The following is a 26354-nucleotide window of genomic DNA, read 5'->3' as shown; positions in this document are numbered from 1 at the left end:
TAGTTAAATTCTGTAGATACCAAATATTATTTTGATTTTACTTTAACCCTTATTCTTTAAATTTTCTTCAGAAAATTTTCAGGTATCTCCCTCTCTATCTCAATATTATACTTAGGTATATTCACATAGTATGAATAAAGATACATCATACTTTCCTTGCTGATCCCATACTTCATATCTCCTACGATAGGCATCTTCTCATTAGCTAACTGTACTCTTAACTGATGAGTTCTTCCAGTTCCTAATAGTCCTTCCAGCAGAGTTCTCTCTTTTCCATTTTTAATTGTCTTGAAATAACTAATACTCTCCTTAGCTCCCTCTTCATACTCATCTAATTCTATCACCTTTGTTTCTGTCTTCTTCAGATAAGACTTTATTGTAAACTTATTTTTTTTTGGTTTCCCGTCTACCAGGATATAATATTTTTTCTCTACCCTTCTCTCTCTGATCTCTTCCGATAGTTCTCTTACTACCGGTAAGGTCTTAGCTCCTATAATCATCCCTGAGGTAGCCTTATCTATCCTGTTTACAAATGTAAAATTCATGTTATTTGTATATGCTTTTAGCATCTCTGACAATCCATAGTCATGCCCGCTTCCCTTGTGCATTACCATATTTGGTTTTTTATCAAATATCAGTACCCTCTCATCTTCATATACAATTCCGGCTTTTAGATATTTTATCTCTTTTTCTGTCAGCTCTATAAATGATTTTTGCACAGTAGCTCCCTCACGTAAAAATACATTTACCACATCTCCTACCTGGAGCCTGTATTTTCCCTCTACTTTTTTCCCGTTTACCTTGATCTTCTTGGTTCTAAGATATTTAAATATCTCTCCTAATTTTACCCCCTCATATTTTTTTCTGACAAACTTATCCACTCTGGTATCTTTGTATTCCTCTGTTATCTTATAATCCATTATTCCACCTCTAAAACTATTCTATTTCTTAAAATTATATCATATAATCCCCATTCTTTCCTAAATTACATAAATTCAAATAACATTTTTACAATTTATTAAAAATATCTTATAATGGTGTAATAATTGTTAAATTTTGAACAATATTTTATAATGCTAATTAATTTATTAGGGGGATTTACATGGATTTTATGAAAATTCAAATATTAGCTATCGGAATGCTGATACTTGGAGCGTACACAGGGGGAGTAATTGCTAAAAAGATAAAATTAGGGGAAACTGTAGGTCAAATTTTAGGTGGGATGATTGTAGGGCCGCATTTTTGGACACTTGTACATGACTGGGCTTCTACAAAGGAAAATTTAGTTACTACATCTATTTTTCAAAAATTAGAATATCTGTATACCCATGGTTTTACAACCTATGGGAATGTTATAGAAGAAAGTCATTTTTTTGTATTTTTCTTTCTGGGGCTTATAGCCTTTAGTTTAGGAGAGGAACTTCATTTTGACAGATTAAAACAGATGGGGGTTAAACCAACCATCATATGTCTTACTCAGGCAATGCTTGCATGGGTTTCTATAACTCTGATCTTTTATAAAGTATTTCACTTTCCGGTTATCAATGCCGCCATTGTAGGTTCTATCGGAATAGCTACAGCACCGGCTCTTACTTTTATCCTTATGAATAAATTAAAAGTTGAGGGGAAATTAAAAAATATTCTGGCCAACATAGTGGTCTTAGATGATATTATCGAAGTTATATTCTTTTCTGTATTTTTAGGAATAGCCGTAATGATGCAGAATGGAGAGGAGTTATCTTTTGGATTCCTTGCCTTTGAAGTTGTAAAGGAATTTTTCTTTGCTATATTGATAGGAGTAGTTATCTTTTTCCTCCTAAAATTCACTGTTAAACCTAAAAAAGTAGACGAGACAGAGGGACTTGAAATTGAAGTTGAAAGTTTTTACGGGCCCATGCCTTCAATAGAACTTTTCTTTATTATCTCAGGTATTATTGCTGTAGGTTCTGCTGTAGCACTGCATTTTCACCTACCGTTCTTAGTAATGGCAGTAGTTGCAGGTGCTTTGGTATCGAACTATCACTATCACGCTATCTTTCATTCCCTGCAATTAGGTAATGTTATGCCGGCCTTAAATTTATTCTTCTTTGCACTAATCGGAGCCAGTGTAAAGTTAGAAACTTTCTCTAGCAAAACATTTGTCTTTGTTTTAGGGTATCTGTTGGTAAGGGGTAGTGCAAAGCTTATAGGAACATGGCTTGGGTGTCGTATAACAGGTCAGGAAAAAGAGATCACAAATAGTTTACCGAAACTGATGCTTCCCCAGGCTGGAATGGCAGCAGTCGAAACTATCCTGGTAGCCACTGTCTTAAAAAATAACGGAGGAGATCTTATCTTCAATACTATCATTCCTGCTCTGGTTATCTTTGAGATTGGAGGAGCATGGATATCTGAGAGAACTCTCATATCCTGGAATAAATTTATGGGTGAAAAATATAAATCCCATAAAAAGAAAAAACATTTCGCCATTGAAGATATCGTAGGGAACATTTGGGAATTTAAAGCCCAGAATAAAGAAGATACAGTTGAAAAATTAACTAAACTGCTTAAAGAAAAAACATTGATCAAAGATACCCATGAAATTTCCCATGCAATTTTAACCAGGGAAAAATTAGCCAGTACAGCTTTAGGAAAGGGGGTAGCTATTCCCCATTGCCGTACAGATGACGTAAGCAAAACTATCTGTGTGTGTGGGTTCTTAGAAGACCCTGTAGAGTGGAACTCTCCAGATGGAAAGCCGATAGACATAGTTTTTCTAGTTATCACTCCTAAGGATAAACCGCAGGAATATCTCCAGACTGTTAGAAGTATAATTCTTACCTTAAAGGAGTTAAGTCTTGAAGGGGAATTAAATCATAGTTTGTTAAGGAATATATTGGTAGGATAAAAAAATAGAACCTCTCGAAATTCGAGAGGTTCTATTTTTTTATTGTATAGGAAATCATAAAAACCAAGAGATAAATAAAAAATTAAAAAATCTAGATTTTGAATATCTAGATGCAAGCATACGTTGCTTTTTTAGTGAATTTTATTTAACTCCGAACTTAACTTTAAGGCGCTTTCATAATTTTCATCCAGCTTGAGAGATTCATCTGTATAGTACTTTGCCTTATCATATTCCTTTAAATTATAGTATGCCTGTCCCATGAAAAAATAATATTTCTTTCCAGGGTCAAAGTTATCCATGACTATATCTAATTTTTCTATGGCTTCCCTATTTTTTTCAAGTTTCATTAAAATTTCAGACGCTAACAACAAAGCCTTATAGTCTATTGGAAAATAATCCAAAAATTTATCCATATATTTATGGGCATTTTCTAAATCATTTTTTAACATGTATATATATATCATGTTTTCCAGGAGAGTTTTAATTTCAACTTTATATTTCTTTACTTCCACTCCTCCAATTATTTTTTCATAATTATAGATGGCTTTCTCAAATTCTTTGTTTTCAAAATAGAGATCTCCTAATACCCATAATAATTGACTGTCATTCGGATATTCTTTTGCCAGTTTTTCCAACCTTTTTATTCCTTTTTCCAGTCTATCTGTTTTTGAATATACTAATGAAATTGTCCATTGGGCACTTTTAGAGTTTGGATTGAAATTTAAAGCTTTATTGAGCTCCTCCTCAGCCAGATCATATTTAGTTCGTTTATAGAATATAGCCCCAAATATAGAATGTATCTCAGCTTTAGTAGAAAGGTTTTCCGAAGTTTCTAAGGTCTCAATTCCTTCCTCAAATACTTCATAGTATGCTTGACGTTCATAAAATTTTGCCCATAGATCTTTATTTTTTTGATTTATATTATCATCGTAAATTTCTGAAAATGAATTCAAATTGAAAGTCAAAAATAAAAAAATAAATATTAATCTAACTGTTTTCATTAGTTGCTCCTCTCTTTCCTTCTTTTATTCTCTTGATCTCTAGAAGAATATCTTCTGGCCCCTTTCCCCTTATATTGTAATAATCTTTTTTTAGATCATTACTTTGTTCTATAAATTTTTTCAAATACATCTCTGACTTGGAATATTCTTGTTTTTGAAAATAAACCATACCTAGCCCATAAAGGTTTTCAATTTTTTCTGGACAAAGTCTGTGAACCTTGTTAAATAACTTCTCAGCTTCTTCTGTTTTGTTGGAGATATGTCATCCCCAAAAAAGTAAAATTTTTTATATTATGACCAGTTTTTATTTTTATATCTTTTAAAGCAATCTTGATATATTTTTCAGCTTTTTCAAATTCATTTTTTTTGTAATAGCAATATCCTGCTAATTTGTAGCTATGTTTTGTAGCCTTATTTTCTTTAAAAAGCCGGTTGTAAAGTTTAAGAGCTTCATCGTATTGTTCAAAATAATAATATCCTCCTGCTAGATCCCGTATAGCAAAACGATCATCAGGAGCATACTACTTTTTTTTACTTTTTTTACTTTTTCTTCTTTTCCGCATGTTGTGAACATTGTTATAACAACAGCTAGCATAATGACTATAATTTTTTTGGATAGTTTCATCAGTCACGTCCTCTGTCATGAGATAAAATATCGCTGTTCCATCTTGAAGAGCCTTTAGAAATATCGTAATTTGTATTTCGACTACTTACAATTTCAACTTTTGATGATGAAATATTAGACCAAATATCCGTAGACCCAGAACCAGTACCAGAATCACGCTCACGCCGATCCTCTCTGTCTTTCCAGTACCCCGACACATCAAAAAGTTCTAATTCTTCAATATCAAACACTTCACTCTTTAACTCTTTCATCTCAATTCCTCCTATCCATATATCAACGTTCAAGTTTTTTTCTATTTCTTTAAATCCTGCAAATTCCTTTCCATTATTCATTGTGATTGTTTTTAAACATTCTCGCTAAGACGAGCTTAAAAAACTCTATACAAAGTCAGAGTCTTTTTACTTTTTTTTAATTTTGAAGACAATTCCACTTTAACAATTCTCATCCTACTAAGAGCGTTATCTTAGATTTTAATTTTTTTTCTAATGTTATTAGAGGAAAATAAAATATCCGCATATCTGAAATGGAGTCAGTTAAGGGTGATGCCCTTAGGTTTAAGTTTTTTTCTATTTCGATTCATAAATATTAAATTTATTTATACTTAAAATACAGCCGTATTAAAGAGGGACTCTTTAGAAGGTTCCTCCCTACAAAAGATCCTCCTCTTTATACGCAGGTCTTTCTTGATCTGGATACCCTATAGAAATTATGCATAGAAGTCTTTTATTAGTTGCTATTTCCAAGATCTCTTTGGCAGCAATCTCTGCATCTCCTCCATCTTTAGTAAACCTATTTCTCATCTGTACCCAGCATGATCCCAACCCCTGATGACGAGCTTCTAATTGGATAAATGTCGATGCAGTGCTGCAGTCCTCTATCCAGGTGTCAGATATCTCTTCATCTCCTACTACAGCTATGGCTGTAGGAGATTCTGCCAAAAATAATCCTCCCTTTGGTTTTACCATAGATAATTTTTTTAACACGTCTTTATCCTCTATTACCACGAATTCCCATGGCTTTTTATTTTTTCCGCTGGGAGCTACTTTCCCGGCAGCCAATATCTGATTTATTTTTTCCTCTTCTACTTTTTTCTCCTTATATTTTCTGATACTTCTTCTCTCCAACAAAATCTTTAACATCTTCACCCTCCCTGAATATATTTAAATTATTTAGTAAAAGTATACCATAAAATTCTATATTACTCCTCCCGCCACCACAGTTTCTTTATATTTAAAATAATAAAAAAAGAGACGACCTAAGTCATCTCCTAAAAATATATTTAACTTCTTTTGTCTCTTCTATAGTCTGCTCTGTTATTACATCGTATTTTTTTATGCCCCCATTATATAAGTCGATGCTGCTCCCGGGCCAATAGGAATCCCTAAATATGACCATAAAATAAATAAAACTATCCACCCAATTAAGAATGCTACTGAATATGGTACCATCATTGAAACTATCGTTCCTACACCCATCTCATCACTATCCTTCTTATACTTAGCCGCAAAGGCTACTATAATTGGGAAGTATGTCATCAACGGGGATATGATATTTGTCGTTGAATCTCCTATTCTATAAGCTAACATCGTATACTCCGGAGAATATCCCAACTGCATAAATAACGGTATAAATACCGGCGACATCATAAGCCATTTACTCGTCAGTCCACCCATGAATACATTGATTACTGCCGTTAACAAAATAAATGCAACCATCAATGAAACTCCTGTAAGACCTGTTGATTTTAATAAATTTGCTCCATTAACTGCTATTATTGTTCCTATCTTAGAAGCATTAAAAGCATAGATAAATTGAGCGGAAATAAATATAATTACTATTACAGATGCACACTGCTTCATTGCATCTACAAGACCATCAACTATATCTAGTGCACCATTTTTAAATTTACCACTTGTAAATCCAAATACAATTCCAGGTATAAAGAAAAATAATCCTAAGATAAAGATTATAGCTCCTGTAAATGGATCAACAGTTTTTCCATTGGCATCTACATAAGTTCCCAATGGAGCCCCTTCCATTGTCAATAGATAAATTCCTAGGATAAATAAAACTATAGATAATAATGCCATCTTAAGTCCTTTTTTCTCACCCTTAGATAACTCAAATTCATTCCCTTCATCTTCTGTATCTTCTTTTCTTATATATTTGCCCAGTGTTGGTTCTACTATTTTATCGGTTACTACCCATCCTATTAAAGTTATAAGAACTGTCGATGCAATTAAGAAATACCAGTTACTCATAGGATCTATTGCATAACCAGAATCTATTATTTGAGCTGCTGGAGTAGTTATACTAGCCATAACTGTATCCACTGTTCCAATTAATAAGTTAGCTGAAAACCCTCCTGATACTCCTGCAAAGGCCGCTGCCATACCTGCTAATGGGTGTCTTTTGAACCCCATAAATATAATAGCTCCCAATGGAATCAATACTACATATCCTGCATCTGCTGCCATATTCGACATGATACCTGCAAATACTACAACCGGTGTTACCAATGATTTAGGTACCCCTAATACAATCTTCTTTATCATAGCATTTATAAGACCTGACTTTTCTGATACTCCTACTCCCAGCATAGCTATAAGGATAGCTCCGATTGCTGGATGATTTACGAAATTAGGTATTACCATCATAAATAAATTTCTTATTCCCTCTACTGAGATTAAATTTACTATCCCTGTTGTTACGTTTACTACGTCTCCACCTTTTACACTTTTATACGTTACTTCCATTCCTAGTTTAGATAATAAAAATGATAATACATATACTCCTACTGTAAACATGAAAAACATAATTACCGGATGAGGCAGCTTATTCCCTACCTTTTCCACTACATTTAAAAATTGTTGAACCCTTTTTTTCTTTGAAACTCCTACTACATTACTACCTTGCATTTTTTTGCCTCCTGTCTCATTTTTTGCAGATCCAGAAGCCCCCTTTTTTAAACTATTGTACTAGTTTAATATACTTCTTTATTTATTTCAAGTTTTTTATTAGAATTATTAGAAAATCATTAGTCTTTTTGTAGAAAATTTCTTTTATTAGATAAATAAAAAAGAGACGACCTAAGTCATCTCCTTATATTAAAACTTCTTGATCAAAGGTGAAATCCAGATATGTATCTCTAGGAATTCCTATGGCTCCTCCCTTTGTGAGTACAGACACACCTAATCCTACTTTGGCTCCTGTTTTTGCTCCACTGCTGCCATCTATCAATCCACCTATCGCTGCTGCTCTGGCAGTTTTTCCCACTGTGTTGGCTCCTGACCCTTGTTCACCTGTGTAGTTTAGTTGGTTCGTAGATATATGTACCAGCCTGTTATCTACCATTACCTGGGTTAATTTAATAGTTAGTTTAGATGACCCTACCAACCTACCGGCCTGAACAGATTCCACAACCGTACCATAGATTTTGCTTCCAGATTTTATAGCTACTTTATTGTCTATAACTATATCTCCTTCTAATATTGCAGCAAATTTATGTCCTGCATTGTGTTTACTCCCATCTATAGTATCGACAGTTTTTATCATTACAGAAGTTCCTCTCGGTATAGCTAATCTTACTTCCTCACTATAACTTGCCAATCCCATCATTAAAAATAATATTGTTATAATTTTTTTCATAATTACCCCTCCATAGACTAGGTTATCTTTCTTTTTATAGAGTAATTATAACATATAACTAATTTTAAAATTTCCGGAAAACGGAGTTTTAATTTTTCCTCTCAATAAATTTTCTATACTAACCAAAAGAATTAATTCTTGAAAATATACTAATCAATCATTGATTTTGAAATGTTAAAAAATGGAAAGATCGGTAAAAATCCATCAGGCGAATAATTTACTAGACCTATTTGAAACCCATCTAATTTTTTTGTTGTATTGATCAATCCCCACTGGGCTCCTTTAATATTTTGAGCTACATTGATTGTCCCAACCTGTACTCCCTCACTTTTCCCTTTATGGTAGTTAATTGCTCCTTGACCTAAACCAGTAAAGTCTCCATCAACTTTATTCATTCCAAAAATTGAGAACTGATATCCGGTAAAATCTTTTGATTTAGATAATGATAATAAATTTAAATCTAATCCGTTGTAGTCTCTTGTTTTATTCCCTTCTCCCATCTCTACTTCACCGTCTAAAGTTCCACCTGCTGTCCAGAATAAAACATTTAATCTTGCACCTGTATTTTTCTCATCTATACCATTTGCCATAGAAATAGAACCTATTACCAACATTAATATTAATACTATTTTTTTCACTTCATCCCTCCATAAATTATATTATTTTTACAGGATGATTATAACTTATAAATGGAATCTGAAATTCCGAAAAACGGATTTTTTAGTTTTTATTCCCTTCAAAATATTCCCTTAACCTATCTCTATCTATTATTTCTATATATTTTCTTTCTTTGACAATAACCTGCTCCTCAATCAATTCATTGGTTATCTCATAAAGTCTTGTTTTATTAATATTTAAATAGTCACAATAATCTAAAAATCTTTCATAAAAAACCTTATCCTCTATAGCCGTTATATCCAAGATATAGGCAAAATATCCCAAAGGACCGTGAGCTAAAAACATCGTTAATCCTATTGCATTCAATATTATTTTCTCGTTGTCATAGATTAACATCTTCAAAAAATCAGCTCTCTCTAACAATTTTTCAAATAATTTTTTTTCTAAAAACGCTATTTTCGTATCATCGTATTTAGCTAAACAATCAAAAACATTATCATTGTTGGAATCAAAGAAATATAAATTAATCCCCATAAATTCACCTGACTTAAATCCAATTGGATAAAGTATTATCCTTTCGGAAAGATGTTTAGAAACTAATACTTCTCCATTTAAAATATACCCAACCTTTCTATCCCAACCTGAAGTATAGATAAATTCCCCTTTTTTAAAAGTTTTTATTTGATATTCATCATTTTTAGCTGTCTTAAAAAAATCTTCTTTATTCAATTTGCCACCACCTTTTTAAAACAAAAACTCAGAGGTAACAAAAATTTATAGATTTTTTCTCTACATTCTTTTTGTTACTCCGAGTTTTATATCAACATTCTTTAGTTACTGATCAGTTTATCATAATAATTTTGGCATTTTATTTTTCTATAGTATTATAGTATCTTATAGTTCTCCACATTTTTTCCGTTATATGGAATTTATAATTTTCTTACACTTTTTTCTATATACAAAATATTTTTTACTTTCCTTTTATAGATATAACAAAAAGGAGATGACCTAGGTCATCTCCTAATAATATAACTTATAATTTTACAATTATTCAGTCATTCCATATTTCTTTAATAATTCTGCATCTTCATCTCTGTCAGCATCTAATTCTATCTTCTTGATAGATAATTTTACTTTTTGATCAGCAGCTGAGATTTCAATAACTTCAGCAGTTACTTCTTGACCAATTTCAAATTTTTCTTTTAAATCTTTAACGAAATCTTTTGAAACTTGAGAGATATGGATCATACCGTCTAAACCATGTCCCATGTCGATGAAGATTCCGAAATCAGCGATACTAGATATTTTCTTAGTAACTACGCTTCCTACTGATACTTCTTCAGATAAGATTTCCCAAGGACTCTTAGTTAATTGCTTGATTCCACCTTTGATCTTCTTGTTTTCTTTATCGATAGCTAAGATTTGGAATTCCACCTTATCTCCTACAGCTAATTTGTTCTCTAATTTAGCCCAAGCGAAGTCAGATGTATGGATAAATGCATCGATTCCCTCTTCAACTTCAACGAAAACTCCGTAAGGTTTAGTATCAACTATTGTTCCAGTTGCTTTATCTCCCTCTTTGAATTTCTCATCGATGATAGCCCAAGGGTCTACGCTTAATTGCTTGATCCCTAATTTTAATTTCTTGTCTTCAGAGTTTAAATCTAAGATTCTAACTTGTACTTTATCTCCAGCTGAAATGAATTCACCTAAGTTGATCTTCTTGTTGTTCCAAGAGAAATCAGAGATATGAACTAATCCTTCGATTCCGTCTTCTAATTTAACGAAAGCTCCGAACTTAACAATTTTAGTAACTTCTCCTTCAACAGTAGTATCTACAGAGTACTTCTCTGCTGCTGTTGCCCAAGGATCTTGTGATAATTGTTTGATAGATAATTTAAGACTCTTCTTCTCAGCATCTAATGTGATGATTTGAGCATTGATTTTATCTCCTGCTTTATATAAAGTATTTAAGTCGTCTACCTTACCCCATGAAATTTCAGAGATATGGATGAATCCTAATACATTTTCTACTCTTACAGATAATCCAAACTTTAATACACTCTTAACTTCTACTTCAACGATTTGATTTTCGCTTAATTTAGCAAATGCTTCTGCTTCTACCATAGCTACTACATCTCTTCTAGAAACTAATACTTTCTTTCTGTTTCTTTCTGTTTTGATATCTTTAACTATAACATCTACTTCTAAACCAATTACGTTTTCTGTAGAATCTTTTCTTATTTGAGATAAAGAGTTAGGCATGAATGCTGAGTGAGCCATTACCTCTACTATATATCCACCATTTACTTTTCTTACAATTTTACCAGTTACTACTTCTTTATTTTCAAGGGCAGCTTCTAATTTAACTACAGCTTCCTCTTGTACTACTGCTCTTCTTGATACTCTGATATGTCCTTCATCATCACTATCTTCAGTGATAGCTACTCTGATCATATCTCCTACTTCAAATTCAGTAATCTCTTCAGTTCTAACGATTCCTTCAGTAGCTCCTTTTATATCTAAGTAAGAATAATCTCTCTCCTTACTAATTATTTCAGCTTCTACTATTTCCCCTCTTTGTACCTGCTTTGGTGCATATTGATTTAACATTTCCTCAAAGCTTAATTCCTCAAAATTCTCTGTGTTATCAACCATTACAACGTCCTCCTAATAATATACTTTCTATTTTTTCAACTATTTCATCAGGTGTGGAAGCACCTGCTGTTATACCTATTTTGTTACCCTTTTCAAACCATTTAAAGTCTAAATCTTTATAAGTTTGTATCAGATAGCTCTTTTGGTTTATCTCCTTGGAGATATTGTATAATTTTTTTGTGTTTGAACTATTTTTTCCACCTATAATGAGCATTACATCTACCTCGGTAGATAATTTTTCTACTGCTTTCTGCCTTTCAAAAGTAGCCCCGCAAATAGTATTTCCAACCTTACAGTTTTCATATTTATTTTCTATGTATTCAGTTATCTCCCTATAGAGATTTTTATTTAAAGTGGTCTGAGCTAATATATAGTATTTTTCTGATTCCTCAAATTTCATCTTTTTTAATTCCTCAAAATTTTTTACTACTTTTACATCACATCCGAAAGATATGATCCCCCTTACCTCAGGATGAAATTCATCTCCTATGAAGATGATCTTATATCCATTTTTTTCATGTTTTATAAGTTCTTCCCTACTTCTTTTTACAAAAATACACGCTACATCATATATTCTAACATTTTTTTGATTTAAAATCTCATATATTTTTTTTATTGTTCCATGGGCACGAATTATTACAGAATCTCCCTCACGAATTTCATCTCTTCCCTCTAGGACTTCTTCCTCTGTGACAACTATAATTCCCTTGGACTTTAGACGCTCTATTACCTGTTCATTATGAACTAACATCCCCAGCATATATACTTTTTGATCCGATTTTATGGTTTCTGCCAGATCTACAGCTTCCTTCACACCAAAACAAAACCCCATCTTCTCTGCTCTTTTTAATATATAATTATTCTTCATTAAAGGTGTCTACTTCTACTAATTTTTTTAGTGCTTCCAGTGCTGCACCCTCATCTTCACCATCTGCTGTAATAGTTAGTGTTCTCCCCTGCTCTGCAGCAAGAAGCATAAGACCCATGATACTTTTACCATTGATCTCCTCATCGTCACAAATAACCATTATCTCTGAATCATATTCAGTAGCTATCTGTACAAACAATGAAGATGGTCTTGCATGTAGTCCCGCTTTATTTTTGATCTCTACGTCTATCGTTTTCAACTGTAATCACCTCTATATATTCTTTTAGTATCTCTTTGACTTCCTTTCCATTATTACAATTTAGTAATTTAGGTTTTAGTTCATTTTGGAGATCCCTTCTGTCCAACCTTAAAATCGTTCTTTTGGCCATAGGTATATATGTAGATAACATACTGAACCTATCTATCCCAAAACTCATAAGAGCTGCAATAGCCATTGGATCATTAGCCATCTCACCGCAGACACTTATTTTCTTCTTTTGTTTTATAGCTTCTTCAGCTATATGATTTATAGTTCTAAGAACTGCAGGTTCAAAGTAATCATTGAGATAAGCTACATCTGCACTGAGCCTGTCTGCCGCCATAACATACTGAGTAAGATCGTTAGTTCCCAGACTAAAGAAATCTACATATTCTGAAAACTTATCTATCAAGAATGCTGTAGAAGGTACCTCTACCATTACCCCTGTTTCTATATAACCGGCATACTCTAACCCTTCTTCTTTCAACTCTTTTTTTACTGAAGCCAGTATTTTCTTTATTTGAATTATCTCCTGCAAATTAGATATCATAGGAAACATAACCTTGATTTTTCTATCCTTAGCTACCCTTAATATTGCCCTTAACTGGGTCCTGAAGATATTTTCATGGGCCAGGGTAAATCTGATCCCTCTAAATCCTAAAAATGGATTTCCTTCAAAGGGCATCTCATAGTAAGGCAACTGTTTATCTGCTCCTATATCCAGAGTCCTTATGATGAGTTCTTTCTCACCCTCTAATTTTTCCACCTTTTTATAGGCTCTTTCATATAGCTCTATCTGCTGCTGCTCTGTAGGAAAAAATTTACTTTCCATATATAAAAATTCTGTTCTGAGAAGTCCTACCCCGTCTGCCATACTATTATTTAGTGACAGAAGATCTGTTATCCCACCGATATTGGCATTCAAAACTATCTCTTTACCATCTTTAGTTACAGCGGGCAGTCCCTTTAATTTTTTATTTTCTTCCCTTATAGCCTGTAATTTTGCTTTTTCTTTCTTATATTCTATAATTTGCTCATCTGTAGGATCTTTGATTACACAGGGTTCACCTTTTCTGGTGTCTAATATTATCTTATTTTTCCATTCCATTCGAGATACATTTTTTACCCCCATAAGGGTAGGTATCCCAAAGGTCTTAGCCAAGATAGCTACATGGGAGGTTGCCCCGCTGTACTCAGTGACTATCCCCAATAAATTTATCTTATCATGGTGCATCTTAAATAGTTCCGAAGGAAGGATCTCCTTGGTTACCAGGATCTTATTATCCAATTCATGCAATTCACAGTTTTCCACCATCAACTGCCCTATTATCTTTTCACCGACGTCTTGTATGTCTACCGCTCTTTGTCTATAGACCGGATCTTTCATGTCTTTAAACATATCCACATAAAATTCCACTACATCTGCTACAATTTTTTCAATATTAACTAATTCTTTTTTTAACCTCTTACCTATCTCTGATAATAATACCGGGTCATCTAATATCATAAGATGTACATTTAGGATCTTTAAATCATTGCTTTTTACTTTTCCCTTTAACGATGATTTTAAAAATTTAAGCTCCTGCTTAGCATCTCTTATTGCCGCCTCAAACCTCTTTATCTCATCTTCCAGCATATGCGGCTCTATCTTGTACTCCTCCAATGCTGCCTGTTTTTTTCCTCTTAGATATGGTTCCCCTATTACTATACCTTCAAAAATAGCCTTTCCCATTATCTTTTCCATATACTTACCCCTTTTAATTTATTATCTCTTATAATTATATTCCATTTTCGTAGTTTTTTCAAGGAGTTCTACAATTATCGTAAGAATATATGAGACTAAATATTATAAGTAATAATTCATCTCCTAATTTATTTTTTAAAGACAAAAAAGCAACGTAACGCTGCACCCAGACAGGCACAGTCTATATCTTTATATTCTTTTATTTATTCCATAAATTTTATCTCAAATTTCTATATCTATGTAATAAACTATTAGTCTCTTTGCAATGCTTCTCGCTAGTAGATACTTTTAGAACACTTCTTGTGATTAGTTTTCCTAAAACTAAAAAAGATAGAGTTTTCTCAGTTGAAAACTCTATCTTTTTAATTTACATATCTCTCGTTATTACTATGTTTACCCCTGTATCAAAAATATTTTCACTGACAACATCTCCCATCTTTACCGGAGATTTTACCTCTAAGGTATTTATCAAATCCATACATTTAAAATTTAACTCTTTAGGGATATCTCCTGCTGTTTTTACAGGAACCCTGTTATGAATTCCACCTGATATTTTGATGGTAGAAGTTACCACACGGGTAGGAGCAGTCAATTCTTTTTTACCGTATACAGCTCCTCTAGGACATTGATTTCCTGTTGTTTTGTAGTCATTTTGTTCATCTACCTCTATATGACATCCCATTGGACAAACTATACATATTAGTTTTTTCATCTATTCTCCTCCTATCTCTTTATTGTAACTTCGATCTTATTTGTTTTGATCTTATCCATAAACACTTTTGGAATCATTATTTTTTCCATCTCTCCAGGGGCCATATGAGATTTTTTCAAACTCATTATTGTTTCATCCCCGCATCTCACCTCTAATTTTACATCTTTAAATACTTCTCTAACCCTCATGAATACTTCTAAACCTTTGTCTACGTTTTCTTTTCTGAATTTTTGAGGGACTGTATAACTGACACCGTTCGTTCCATCTATCTCTACAAACTCTTCATCTCTTTTAATCTCATTTTTTATATATTTAGCAGCATTTATTCCTGCTCTTCTAGATTCAGCACTTACGAAATCTACCAAATCATGTACATGAACTACATTTCCACATGCAAATATCCCTTCGATAGATGTTTCCATAGATTCATTTACAATAGGCCCTGATGTTCTTCTGTCCAGTACAATTCCTGCATTTCTGGAAAGATCATTTTCCGGGATTAATCCTACAGATAGTAATAAAGTATCTACATCATAGTTGATCTCAGTTCCCGGAATAGGTTTTCTGTTCTCGTCAACCTTTGCTACTGTTACTCTCTCTAATCTGCCGTCACCTTTTACATTTGTAACAGTATGGCTGAGTAACAATGGTATATCATAATCTTCTAAACACTGTACTATATTACGTGTAAGTCCACCTGAATAAGGCATAAGTTCCACTACAGCTTCTACTTTTGCTCCCTCTAATGTCATCCTTCTAGCCATGATAAGTCCGATATCTCCGGATCCTAAGATAACTACTTTTTTTCCTACCATATATCCTTCCATATTTACAAATCTTTGAGCTGTTCCTGCTGTAAATATTCCTGCTGGTCTGTCTCCTGGTATAGCTATAGCTCCCCTTGTTCTTTCTCTGCATCCCATTGCTAAAATTATCGCTTTTGCTTCTATCTCCATATATCCGTCTACAGAGTTGATAGCCTGTATCTTCTTATCTTCACTTACATCCAGTACCATTGTATCTAATTTATATTCTATTCCCTCTTCAGCCATTTGATTTATAAATCTTTGGGCATATTCAGGTCCTGTAAGCTCCTCTTTGAACTCATGTAATCCAAATCCATTATGGATACACTGCTGTAAGATCCCTCCTAACTCATTATCTCTTTCAATGATAAGTATCTCTTTAATTCCATTTTTTTTAGCTTCTATTGCTGCAGCCAGTCCTGCCGGCCCACCACCTAATACTACCACTTCATATTTCATCTATTTCCTCCAGAATTATAATTTGATTTTCTATCTTGTCTTTTAGATATTCCTTGCCTATATTAGAAAGGGATATCTAAAAGACAGTCTTATTTTTTAGTTTCTCCAGTCAGTATGTATGAATCTGCCTTATCTAATACAATCTCTTCCAAGCTTTTTCCTAATTCACGGGCTAAGATCTCTTGTATTCTAGGTCCGCAGAATCCACCCTGGCATCTTCCCATTCCCGGTCTGCACCTTTTTTTCACACCATCTACTGTAGTTGCTCCTACATTTCTATGGATAGAATCTACTATTTCACCCTCCGTGATATTTTCACATCTGCATATCATGTTTCCATATCTTCTGTCCTGGTTTATTAATTCTGCTTTTTTTTCAGCAGTTTCAGTTATAAATTCGTAATGTTTTTTTCTGTTAGGCTTGAATTCCTTGTTTAATGCTACATCTCCTAAGATCTTTTTAGCTATCTCTACCACGTCTACTGCAATAGCTGGAGCAGATGATAATCCCGGTGATTTTATTCCTGCTACATCTATAAATCCTTTAGCTCCCTCTACCTCTTCAATTATAAAGTCGTTTGTGCTCGGCTGTGCTCTGAGTCCTGCAAAGTTTCTAATCCCCTCTCTGAAGTTTAACTCCTTTATAGATTTCAGTGCATGCTCCCTTACGAAATCCAATCTGTCTGCTGTAGTCGCTAAGTTAGCTCTGTCACTTAGATCCTCAGCATCTGGTCCTGCCAATACATTTCCATGAACTGTAGGAGTTACCAAAACACCCTTTCCTAATTTAGTTGGACATTGGAATATAACATGGTTAACTAATTCTCCCTGTGTTTTATCTAAGACGAAATATTGTCCCCTTCTAGGAGTTATTTTAAATGTCTCCTCTGCTACCATTCCATGGATCTTATCTGCATATACTCCAGAAGCATTTATGATACATCTAGTTTCATAATCTCTTTGGTTTGTGATTACTCTGTATCCGCCCTCTATTTTTTCTATATCCAAAACCTCTGTATTTAAGTCTAATTTTACACCGTTATCTACAGCATTTTCCATAAGCGCTATAGTCATCTCCCATGGTCCTACTACTCCTCCTGTAGGAGCTAATAGTGCCGCAACGGCATCTTCATTTATCTTTGGTTCAACTTTTTTTAATTCATCTTTTTCAATTATTCTTACACCTGGAATCTTATTTTCTATTCCCCTTTGTAATAATTCATCTATATGTTTTCTTTCCTCTTCACTGTTTGCAACTACCAATGATCCTATTCTTTTGAATGGAAAGTCTAATTCCTCACTTAATTTATCGAACATTGTATTTCCCAAGGCATTATATTTAGCCATCAAAGTTCCCTCTGTAGCATCGTATCCTGCATGTACAATGGCTGAATTCGCCTTAGTTGTTCCATTGGCTACATCTGTTTCCTTGTCTAATACCACCACATTCAGACTATATTTCGAAAGTTCCCTTGCTATAGACCCCCCTATTACTCCTGCCCCTACTATTAAAATATCTTGCATTGCTACCTCCTTAAAAATAACTAAATCTAATTTTTATTTGAAAACAAAAATAGCTGAACAAAACAGAATACGTATACTCTGTTTTGTCCAGCTCTCTTCATCTCTAGCTTCTATTCAATTTATACCGTAATTATACACTATAACCCTTATTTTTACAATTTTTTTATTTAAAAAGTGTATTCACCCTTATTTGAGCTCTTTTTCTTAATTGATCCGTGTCACACTTATGACCTCTTCAAATTTCCTTATTATATTGAAAAAATATTTTGAGCTTACATATTTAGGCAGTGAAAAATGCATCACTTTCTTTATAAGGATGTGTTCTCCGTCATCTATCTCGCTTATTTTTTTATCCACAACTATCTTTATATCCTTTTCCTTGGCAATCTCCTTAATTATACTCTCTAAGTCTTCACTTTGTTCGTATTCTAAGATGATTTTCTTTATCTTCCTCTTTTCAATAAATGTTGTTTCAATCTTCTTCATCAGATACGATAAGAATAATATCATAGCAGAAGCCGGGAGTATAAAGGGATAAAATCCATATCCTATTCCTATTCCTAATATTGCTACCAGCCAAAGGGTTGCTGCAGTGGTTAGACCCCTGACCTTATCTCCCCCAGTCATAATTACCCCGGCACCTAAAAAACCAAGTCCTGAAATAACCTGAGCTGTTAACCTTGTGGGATCAGCTTTTATATTTCCTATATCCAGCCCTGCTTCGGCTGTTTTATTAGATATCATAAGCTGAATTACCGATACTATTGCGGCTCCTGCACAAGCCAGCATATTTGTCTTCATCCCTGCAGGTTTCCCCCGGCTTTTTCTCTCTAATCCGAACAATGCCCCAACTATACAGGCTATCAATACCCGGAGCATAAATTCATATAAACTCATTCCATAAAGCGTCATTATCATTTCCATAATTTATCCACTCCCTGCACGGGCTACCCTGGCCCTAATCTATCCTTAACAGATACCATCTAATATATTCCAAAAAAGAAGCTTTGTATACCTTAAATGTACAAAACTTCCTTTTTATTTTTTTATTTCAAATTTATATATATTGTCTTTACAGATTCAAATATATAGGTGGGCAGGATATTAGAGGTTTTCACATCTTCCTCTGTAGCCTCACCTGTAAGCACCAAGATAGAATCTATCCCGGCATTTTCTCCTAATTTCATATCTGTATACAACCTGTCTCCTACCATAACCACATCTTCCGGTTTCAGCTGATATTTATCTAAGATAGACTCTATTATCAGCTTATTTGGTTTACCTATTATCTTTGGAGATACACCTGCAGCTGCCTCAAACATCTTTATCATAGCACCTGTATCAGGCATACTCTTACCCATAGGTAGAGGACACACATAATCCGGATGGGTAGCTAAAAACTCCACTCCATCCTTTATATAATCACAAGCTGTCCATATTTTTTCATAGGTTAAAGTAGTATCAAATCCTAAGACCACATAGTCTGGATTGGAATTTCTGTCTTTAACTAGGATGAATCCATTCTCTTCAAACTCTGCCTCTAAATATTCATTTCCCAGCAAATAAATTTTGGCTCCTGGTTTAAACTTATTTATATAGATCCTGGTTGCTTCTCCTGAGGTAAATATCTTATCCTCTTTTACTTCAAATCCCATTTTCTTTAATTTTTCACAATAAACTCCGCTGTTTTTGGAGGAATTATTGGTTAAAAATACAAAGTTCTTTCCTATTTTTTCTATATGTTTTAAGAGGTCCACAGCCCCATCTATAAAATGATCTCCTAAATAGATGGTTCCGTCCATATCAAATATAAAACATTTTTTATTTTTTAATTCACTCATAATTCATCTACCCCAGTAAGTTAGGTATAAACATAGCTACAGGTGCTGAATAAGTAAGAACTATCAATACTATCATCAGAGCCACTATAAATGGTATTATCTCTTTTACGAAATCATCTAATTTGACGCCGACTATGGTACAGGTCGTAAACATCATAGATCCGAATGGAGGAGTTATTCCACCGATCATAATATTAACTATCAGGATCACCCCAAAGTGAATAGGGTCTATTCCCATACTGGTTACTGCCGGTACTAATAATGGTGCCAATATAATAAGTGCTGCTCCACCCTCTATAAACATCCCGATAAATAATAATAACAAGTTGATTATTATTAGTAATACAAACTTACTGTCTGTAAAGTCCATCAGGAATGTTGTGATTGTCTGAGGTATTCTTTCTAAAGTCAGATAGTAACCAAATACTTTAGCTCCTATGATAAGAAACATAACCGATCCTGTACCATATACTGTATCCCTTAAGATAATCGGGATATGCCTTAACTTTAATTTTTTATATACAAAGGTTCCTATTACTACACAAAATAATACTGCCATTCCCCCTGCTTCTGTAGGAGTGAAGAGTCCAAAACGCATTCCTAATATAATTCCAAACGGAATGAGTAATGCCCAGATAGAATCTTTAAACTGAATAGCTATCTCTTTAGGACTTGCAATCTTATCTCTCGAAGGCAGGTATCCTCTTTTTTTAGAGATCACATGAACAGTTATCATAAGTGCCAATGTCATCAATATTCCCGGTGTATATCCTGCCAAAAACATCTTTGATACAGATACATTGGCTATCAATGCATAGATAATCAAGTTTGTTCCCGGTGGTATTACCGGACTGACAGAAGATGAAGCTGCCGTTACTGCTGCTGAAAAGGGTGCACTAAACCCTCTTTTTCTCATCTCTGGTACTAATATTTTGGACTGCATAGCAGCATCTGCATTGGCAGACCCTGAAATACCACCCATCATCATACTTAAAACTACATTTACCTGAGCTAATCCTCCGGCCATATGACCAGCTAATACCTCTGCCATTGCCATCAAACTATTACTGATTCCAGAATAGTTCATTACCGATCCTACCATTATAAAAAACGGTACCGCTAAATATGGAAATGACTCAATAGAGGTTACAAATCTTTGCATGATCATGTTCATTGACATAATATTATCTACGAAGATAAAATAATACATCGATGCACCCATTAATGCAAAGGCTATTGGTATATTTAAGAAAAACAATATAAATAAAATTATTATTGGATAAAAACCTTCCACTTTCTCACTTCCTTTTCGACTAAATTAATTTTTTTCTACTTTTCTTTGTTCATCCATAAATAAGATTATATCCTTAACCAAAAATTCCAATGAATAAAAGGTCATCAATCCGAATGAAACTACTATAGATGAGTTTATATATACATAGGATACTTCTAATGCTGAAGTAATCTTATCCGACCCCACTGTATAGTTGTAACTCAAATAAAAGAGGGTTGCAGTTAGAACAAATAAGAAACTATATATTATTAATTCTAAAAACCTTCTTCCTTTATATGGTAGTGCCTGTGTTAAAACTTCTACCCCTATCAATGCTTTGTCTTTATAAGCTGCTGTAGCTCCTAAAAATACAGTCCATATGAAACATCCTACCGATACCTCTTCAATCCAAGCGAATTGAATTCCAAAACCATATCTTAAAATAACATTGGTTATTACAGATAATACTGTTACACTTATCGTTATACTCCCCAGAATTACTTCTATATTTCTAAAGAAATTTTTCATATTCCACCCCATATTCAGTTATCTTTAATGTATAAAGGATAATCGTGAACAGTCAGTGATAAACTCCTACCACAACTAGTCACGATTATCGAATTATACCTTTAAAATTTTTAATTTTTTCTTATTATTTAGCTCTAATTACTTTTAATTCTTTTTCAATTTCTTCGTAGATTCCAGGAGTCCACTTAGGGAACTTAGAGAATACTTTAGCAGTTTCTACATTGAATGAAGGTAGGTCTACCTCATTGAATTTAACTCCTAATTCTTCTAACTTAACTTTGTATTCTTTTTGTAATTCAACAGTAACGTCATTGTTATATTTAGCTCCTGCATCAAATTCCTCTTGGATAATAGTTCTTTGGTTTTCAGATAATCCTTCCCATACTGTTTTAGAGATAGATACTGCTGATACACCTAATAAATGATTAGTTAAAGAAACATTTTTTCTAACTTCATATATTTTAGTTCCATAGATAGTCATAAGAGAACCTTCTAAACCATCTACTACTCCTTGTTGAATTCCACTGTATACCTCTGTAAATGGTAATGGAGTAGGATTAGCTCCCATTGCCTCTAATGTATACATATATAATTGACTGTTTGGTACTCTTATTTTTAACCCTTTAAGATCTGCAGGAGTTTTTACTACTTTATCAGTTAACATACTTCTGAATCCAAATAAGTAATCTAAAGATAATACTTTGATTCCTTTTTTATCTGCTTCACCTTTTAATTTTTTTACTAAATCTGATTGAGTCATTGCTAAATACTCATCAAAGTTCTTATATAACATAGGTCCGTTGATAGCGTTAAAATCAGGTACATAGTCCCCAATGAAGTTAAGTCCGTCTACTGATATCCAGTTTGCACCATTGGCTACTTGCTCCATACTGTCCTTACCGATTGGTAATTGTCCACCGGCGTATACTTGAATTTCAACATTTCCATTAGATCTTTCTTTGATCTTTTCAGCTACTCTTTTTAATGACTTAGCTGTCTGCTCGTCTTCTACAAACTTAGTACTTAATTTAATAACTACCTTTTTTTCACCATTTTCTGTTACTGCTTCTTCTTTTTTCCCACAACTAACAAATAACATAGTAGCTGCTATTAACAATGTTAACATCTTAAAAACTTTCCTCATTTTTTTCCCCCTATTATTTAATTTTTTATTTTAATAAACAGTTCTTATTAATAACTTTTTTATTTATTTACTTATTTATAAAGTTTACAGCACGATCAGGGAAATCTGTAAATACCCCGTCTACTCCAACCTTATTATAAAAGATATCCAGCATATCTTCAAAATCCGATGCATATGCAGGTATTCTCCCCTCATCTAATCTGAATGTATAAGGATGTACCTCCATTCCATATCTATGAGCATCTTTCACCATATCTGTAATAACCAGATTATCCTTTGTAGATTCATCTGTTACAAGCATTGGCTTCCAAGGCCCTATCCCGTCAGCGTATTGAGATATTTTTTTCATTCCTTCATCTTCAAACATCCAGTCGTAGTTATAAGGAACTGCTTTTCCATCTTCATATACCATTGTTTCATCCCAGCTGGTCTCTGCTATTAACTGTACTAATTTTATATCCATTCCAAATTCTGGTAATAACTCTTTTTTCAAACGTATAACTTCATTAGGGTCAAAACATTGTAAATAAACTAAATCACTTTTTTCAGTATATCCATACTTTTTAAGAACTTTCAATACTGCTACACTGATGTCTTTCCCTTCGTGTCTATGGAACCAAGGTGCCTTAATCTCTGGATAAATTCCAATGTTTTTACCTGTACTTTTATTTAATCCCTGGATTAATTCGATCTCCTCAGCTAAAGTATGAACTTTAAAATCTGATTTCCAAATCGGGAACCTTTCAGGAAACCCTGCTACTGTCTTTCCATCTTTAACATTAAACCCTTCAGTCATCTTAAGACCTTTTATTTCCTTTAATGTAAAGTCGATAGCATAATATCTGCCGTCTTCCCTCTTTCTATATGGATAAACTTCAGCTACATTGGTTACTCTGTCTAAATAGTGATCATGCAATACAACCAATTCATTATCCTTAGTCATAACTACATCCTGTTCAATATAATCTGCTCCCATTGCATATGCCATAGATTTTGCTGCCATACTATGCTCTGGCAGATAACCGCTGGCTCCTCTGTGAGCTACTACGATCTTTTTTGTTTCTGCTTTTTTATCCCCTACAACACCTGTGCTAGTGCATCCTACAAATGCTAACATCAACAATAAACCAATTATTTTTTTCATCTTCCCCCCTTTTTTATTTACGATAAAATATCGTCTTTTCCACTAGATAAATATAATCTGACTTTTTTTAACCTTTTTCTTCCTAAACGTCTCTAACGTCTGATATTTTAACACTTTCATGTGAATTCTTCGTATTTTTTGAGTAAATTCTTCGTAAAGACAACAAAAAAAGTTATTATAAAAATATTGTATGCAACCATACAATTTATAATAACCCAACTCTATTTACTCTAGGTGTATTTATTTTTGTCTTATATTAAGAATATGACAAAAATACTCAAAAGTCAAGAAAATTGTTCGTTTTATAATGTAAAGTGGTTATTTTTTTCACATTTTATACAATTCCGGGGCTACAAACAGAATTTTTTATTACAAAAGTCCATTTTAAAATAAAAAACCACCTAAAAGGTGGTTTTTTATTTCTTTTTAAATACAAATACTGCTGCTGCTGCTACTAATATAGCTCCTAAAATTCCAAAAAGAGTTTTATTGCTGCTACTTTCTTCAACTGGAGTTTCTACTTCTACAGCTTTAGTCTCAGTTTCTGTCTTTGCTATCTGCTTGTCCACATCTGAATCTACAGTGTCATCTACAGAAGTTTCCATAACTGCTTCTACTGGTGCTGTCTCTTCTTTCTCTACAGGTTTAGGAGCAGGTTTAGTTTGTTTCACTGGCTTTTTCACCGTTTTTTTTGCCGGTTCCGATACCGACTTATAGTCCTCATCGGTTAAAGCTGGTTTTTCTACCTCTACTGTAACTACTTCAGTAGCTTCTACTTCTGTTGTCTCTACCGGAGCAACAACCTCTTCTTGAGGTGCCACCACTTCAACTGTTGTTTCTTTTTTTACAGTCTCATCTTTGCTAGAACAGCTTATCAATACTCCTGTTATAGCTAAAATTAACATTATCTTCTTCATGATTAACCTCCTATTATTAGAATTACTTCTGATCACTATAATACTTTTCTTATAGAGTCTTTTGAAAAAGTAAGTCTAACTCCTTTATCTACTCTGATCACAATATATTGATCGCTTACAGATACAACTTCGCCTTTGATTCCCCCGGCAGTTATAACATCTTTTCCAGGCTGTAAGGCATCTATCATGTCAGCATGTTTTTTTTGCTTCTTTTTATTCGGTCTGATTAAAAACAAATAAAAAATTGCCCCCCATATAATAAGTGTTACTGCCATCCCTGTGTAACCAGATGTTTGTCCTGCTTGTTCCGCTCCAAAAGCTAAAAAATTACTAAACATATCGTACTCCTTTTTGTTAAGTTTTATTATCTAAAGTATAGCACTATCTTTCACATTTTTAAAATTTTTTTTGTTAAAACCAAGAATAATCCTTCATTAAACCCCTGCACAATTAAACTTTAAATTCTCAACCTTATTTTTTTCATACCTATATTAAGATATATAAAAAAAGGAGAAGATTTCCTTCCCCTTTTTTATTTTTTTATCTCTATTTAAATAGATCTTTTAATTTATCAAAAAATCCTTCTTTCATACCTGTGTTTTTATCCTTTAAACTATCTTCAAAGGCTTTTAATAATTCTTTTTGTTTTGAATTTAGTTTTGTAGGAGTTTCAACTACAACTTTTACCAATTCATCTCCTACTCTTCCACCTCTTGTACTAGGCATTCCCTTTCCACGAAGTCTGAATACCTTTCCAGTTTGAGTTCCCTCTGGAATTTTTATCTTTATCGCTTCATCCAGGGTAGGAATTTGTATATCTCCTCCTAAAACAGCCTTAGTATAAGAGATTGGTACTTCACAAACTATATCCGATCCGTGCCTTTCAAATATAGCATGTTCTTTTACCCTTATAAATAGATACAAGTCTCCATTTGGTCCGCCATTTTCACTGGCTTCTCCCAGCCCGCCTAATCTAAGTCTTTGACCATCATCTATTCCAGCCGGAATCTTCACATGTTTTTCTACTTTTTCCTTCTCTACCCCTGTTCCATGACAAGTAGGACATTTTTCTGTAGGAACCTCTCCCTGACCATGACAGTTATCACATTCGACTACATTTTCAAAGTTTCCAAACATAGTTCTCTGGATCTCTTTTATCCTTCCATTACCGTTACATTTTGGGCAGGTTTTCTTACTTGTTCCCGGCTTGGCTCCACTTCCGTGACAAGTATGACATTCACCTTTCCTGAAGTATTTAACCTCTTTTTCTGTCCCCTTCGCAGCTTCTTCAAGGGTAATTTCTACAGTATATCTAAGATCTGCCCCAGGTTCTACACGGGGACCACGGGAACCTCCGCCTCCAAAGAATGAACCAAAAATATCTTCAAAACCTCCGGCTCCTCCGAATCCTCCGAATCCGCCAAAGCCTCCAGCTCCGCCTCCTCCTTGGGAGAATGCATCATGACCAAACCTGTCATATTTAGATCTTTTCTCTCCATCTGAAAGAACTTGATATGCATCATTTACCTCTTTAAATTTATGCTCTGCATCGTCTTTTTCCTTTGCACTTGCATTACTATATTTATCCGGGTGATATTTCATAGCTTTTTTTCTATAGGCTTTTTTTATCTCACTTTCACTGGCTCCTTTAGGTATTCCCAGCGTTTCATAAAAATCTTTTTTAGACATTTTTTTCTCC

At 33.6% G+C, this 26354-nt stretch carries 26 protein-coding genes; 1 reads left to right on the top strand and 25 read right to left on the bottom strand.

Annotated elements, in window-relative coordinates; all coding sequences use genetic code 11:
• Positions 1–56: 56 nt before the first annotated feature.
• Positions 57–920: an RluA family pseudouridine synthase gene (locus NRK67_09455; protein ID UUV19638.1), complete on the bottom strand. Its 864-nt coding sequence runs from the start codon at positions 918–920 to the stop codon at positions 57–59.
• A gap of 182 nt (positions 921–1102) precedes the next feature.
• Between NRK67_09455 and NRK67_09450 the strand changes: the two genes are divergently transcribed.
• Entirely contained in the window at positions 1103–2887 is a 1785-nt protein-coding gene (locus tag NRK67_09450; GenBank protein ID UUV19637.1) for a cation:proton antiporter, read from the top strand.
• Between the two features lie 131 nt (positions 2888–3018).
• Here NRK67_09450 and NRK67_09445 read toward each other — a convergent pair whose 3' ends face one another.
• From NRK67_09445 to dnaJ, 24 genes are all read right to left on the bottom strand, one after another.
• Positions 3019–3888, bottom strand: coding sequence for a tetratricopeptide repeat protein (locus NRK67_09445; protein UUV19636.1), 870 nt, complete (start codon positions 3886–3888; stop codon positions 3019–3021).
• Positions 3875–4057, bottom strand: coding sequence for a hypothetical protein (locus NRK67_09440; GenBank protein ID UUV19635.1), 183 nt, complete (start codon positions 4055–4057; stop codon positions 3875–3877). Before NRK67_09440 ends, NRK67_09445 begins: the two co-directional genes overlap by 14 nt.
• 455 nt (positions 4058–4512) lie before the next feature.
• Positions 4513–4845, bottom strand: coding sequence for a hypothetical protein (locus NRK67_09435; GenBank protein UUV19634.1), 333 nt, complete (start codon positions 4843–4845; stop codon positions 4513–4515).
• A gap of 315 nt (positions 4846–5160) precedes the next feature.
• Positions 5161–5652 (bottom strand): nitroreductase family protein, encoded by a 492-nt coding sequence (locus NRK67_09430; protein ID UUV19633.1) that lies wholly within the window; start codon positions 5650–5652, stop codon positions 5161–5163.
• 192 nt (positions 5653–5844) lie between these two features.
• Positions 5845–7431: an AbgT family transporter gene (locus NRK67_09425; GenBank protein UUV19632.1), complete on the bottom strand. Its 1587-nt coding sequence runs from the start codon at positions 7429–7431 to the stop codon at positions 5845–5847.
• A gap of 184 nt (positions 7432–7615) precedes the next feature.
• Positions 7616–8161 (bottom strand): hypothetical protein, encoded by a 546-nt coding sequence (locus NRK67_09420; GenBank protein ID UUV19631.1) that lies wholly within the window; start codon positions 8159–8161, stop codon positions 7616–7618.
• Positions 8162–8310: 149 nt separating this feature from the next.
• Positions 8311–8799, bottom strand: a complete 489-nt coding sequence (locus tag NRK67_09415) for a hypothetical protein (protein ID UUV19630.1) — start codon at positions 8797–8799, stop codon at positions 8311–8313.
• An 82-nt stretch (positions 8800–8881) separates the two neighbouring features.
• A complete protein-coding gene (locus NRK67_09410; GenBank protein ID UUV19629.1) occupies positions 8882–9508 on the bottom strand; it encodes a hypothetical protein in 627 nt (208 codons plus the stop codon).
• A gap of 318 nt (positions 9509–9826) precedes the next feature.
• Positions 9827–11437 carry a S1 RNA-binding domain-containing protein gene (locus tag NRK67_09405; protein ID UUV19628.1) on the bottom strand — a complete coding sequence of 537 codons (1611 nt, stop codon included), beginning with the start codon at positions 11435–11437 and terminating at the stop codon, positions 9827–9829.
• Positions 11430–12305 carry a 4-hydroxy-3-methylbut-2-enyl diphosphate reductase gene (gene ispH / locus NRK67_09400; protein ID UUV19627.1) on the bottom strand — a complete coding sequence of 292 codons (876 nt, stop codon included), beginning with the start codon at positions 12303–12305 and terminating at the stop codon, positions 11430–11432. The genes NRK67_09405 and ispH overlap by 8 nt, the downstream gene beginning before the upstream one ends.
• Complete coding sequence (locus NRK67_09395; GenBank protein ID UUV19626.1) at positions 12295–12564, bottom strand: HPr family phosphocarrier protein; 270 nt, start codon at positions 12562–12564, stop codon at positions 12295–12297. The genes ispH and NRK67_09395 overlap by 11 nt, the downstream gene beginning before the upstream one ends.
• A complete protein-coding gene (gene ptsP, locus NRK67_09390) occupies positions 12533–14308 on the bottom strand; it encodes a phosphoenolpyruvate--protein phosphotransferase (protein ID UUV19625.1) in 1776 nt (591 codons plus the stop codon). Before ptsP ends, NRK67_09395 begins: the two co-directional genes overlap by 32 nt.
• 367 nt (positions 14309–14675) lie before the next feature.
• Positions 14676–15020 carry a DUF1667 domain-containing protein gene (locus NRK67_09385; protein UUV19624.1) on the bottom strand — a complete coding sequence of 115 codons (345 nt, stop codon included), beginning with the start codon at positions 15018–15020 and terminating at the stop codon, positions 14676–14678.
• An 11-nt stretch (positions 15021–15031) separates the two neighbouring features.
• Complete coding sequence (locus NRK67_09380) at positions 15032–16285, bottom strand: FAD-dependent oxidoreductase (protein ID UUV19623.1); 1254 nt, start codon at positions 16283–16285, stop codon at positions 15032–15034.
• Positions 16286–16374: 89 nt separating this feature from the next.
• A complete protein-coding gene (locus tag NRK67_09375) occupies positions 16375–17808 on the bottom strand; it encodes an NAD(P)/FAD-dependent oxidoreductase (protein UUV19622.1) in 1434 nt (477 codons plus the stop codon).
• A 204-nt stretch (positions 17809–18012) separates the two neighbouring features.
• Complete coding sequence (locus NRK67_09370) at positions 18013–18732, bottom strand: MgtC/SapB family protein (protein ID UUV19621.1); 720 nt, start codon at positions 18730–18732, stop codon at positions 18013–18015.
• 122 nt (positions 18733–18854) lie between these two features.
• Positions 18855–19649 carry an HAD-IIA family hydrolase gene (locus tag NRK67_09365; protein ID UUV19620.1) on the bottom strand — a complete coding sequence of 265 codons (795 nt, stop codon included), beginning with the start codon at positions 19647–19649 and terminating at the stop codon, positions 18855–18857.
• Positions 19650–19656: 7 nt separating this feature from the next.
• Positions 19657–20943 (bottom strand): TRAP transporter large permease, encoded by a 1287-nt coding sequence (locus NRK67_09360; protein ID UUV19619.1) that lies wholly within the window; start codon positions 20941–20943, stop codon positions 19657–19659.
• 24 nt (positions 20944–20967) lie between these two features.
• Entirely contained in the window at positions 20968–21450 is a 483-nt protein-coding gene (locus tag NRK67_09355) for a TRAP transporter small permease (protein ID UUV19618.1), read from the bottom strand.
• 124 nt (positions 21451–21574) lie between these two features.
• On the bottom strand, positions 21575–22594 hold the full coding sequence (locus NRK67_09350; protein ID UUV19617.1) for a C4-dicarboxylate TRAP transporter substrate-binding protein: 1020 nt from the start codon (positions 22592–22594) through the stop codon (positions 21575–21577).
• A gap of 67 nt (positions 22595–22661) precedes the next feature.
• A complete protein-coding gene (gene glpQ, locus NRK67_09345; protein UUV19911.1) occupies positions 22662–23711 on the bottom strand; it encodes a glycerophosphodiester phosphodiesterase in 1050 nt (349 codons plus the stop codon).
• 443 nt (positions 23712–24154) lie between these two features.
• Positions 24155–24655 carry a hypothetical protein gene (locus NRK67_09340; GenBank protein ID UUV19616.1) on the bottom strand — a complete coding sequence of 167 codons (501 nt, stop codon included), beginning with the start codon at positions 24653–24655 and terminating at the stop codon, positions 24155–24157.
• A 35-nt stretch (positions 24656–24690) separates the two neighbouring features.
• Positions 24691–24993: a preprotein translocase subunit YajC gene (gene yajC, locus NRK67_09335; GenBank protein UUV19615.1), complete on the bottom strand. Its 303-nt coding sequence runs from the start codon at positions 24991–24993 to the stop codon at positions 24691–24693.
• A gap of 208 nt (positions 24994–25201) precedes the next feature.
• Complete coding sequence (gene dnaJ, locus NRK67_09330; GenBank protein ID UUV19614.1) at positions 25202–26344, bottom strand: molecular chaperone DnaJ; 1143 nt, start codon at positions 26342–26344, stop codon at positions 25202–25204.
• Positions 26345–26354 lie beyond the last annotated feature (10 nt).

The sequence above is a fragment of the Fusobacteria bacterium ZRK30 genome, from assembly GCA_024628785.1.
Taxonomy (GTDB): Bacteria; Fusobacteriota; Fusobacteriia; order Fusobacteriales; family Fusobacteriaceae; genus Psychrilyobacter.
The sequence above is the reverse complement of the archived record's forward strand: the minus strand, read 5'-3'. Positions and strand labels throughout refer to the sequence as shown.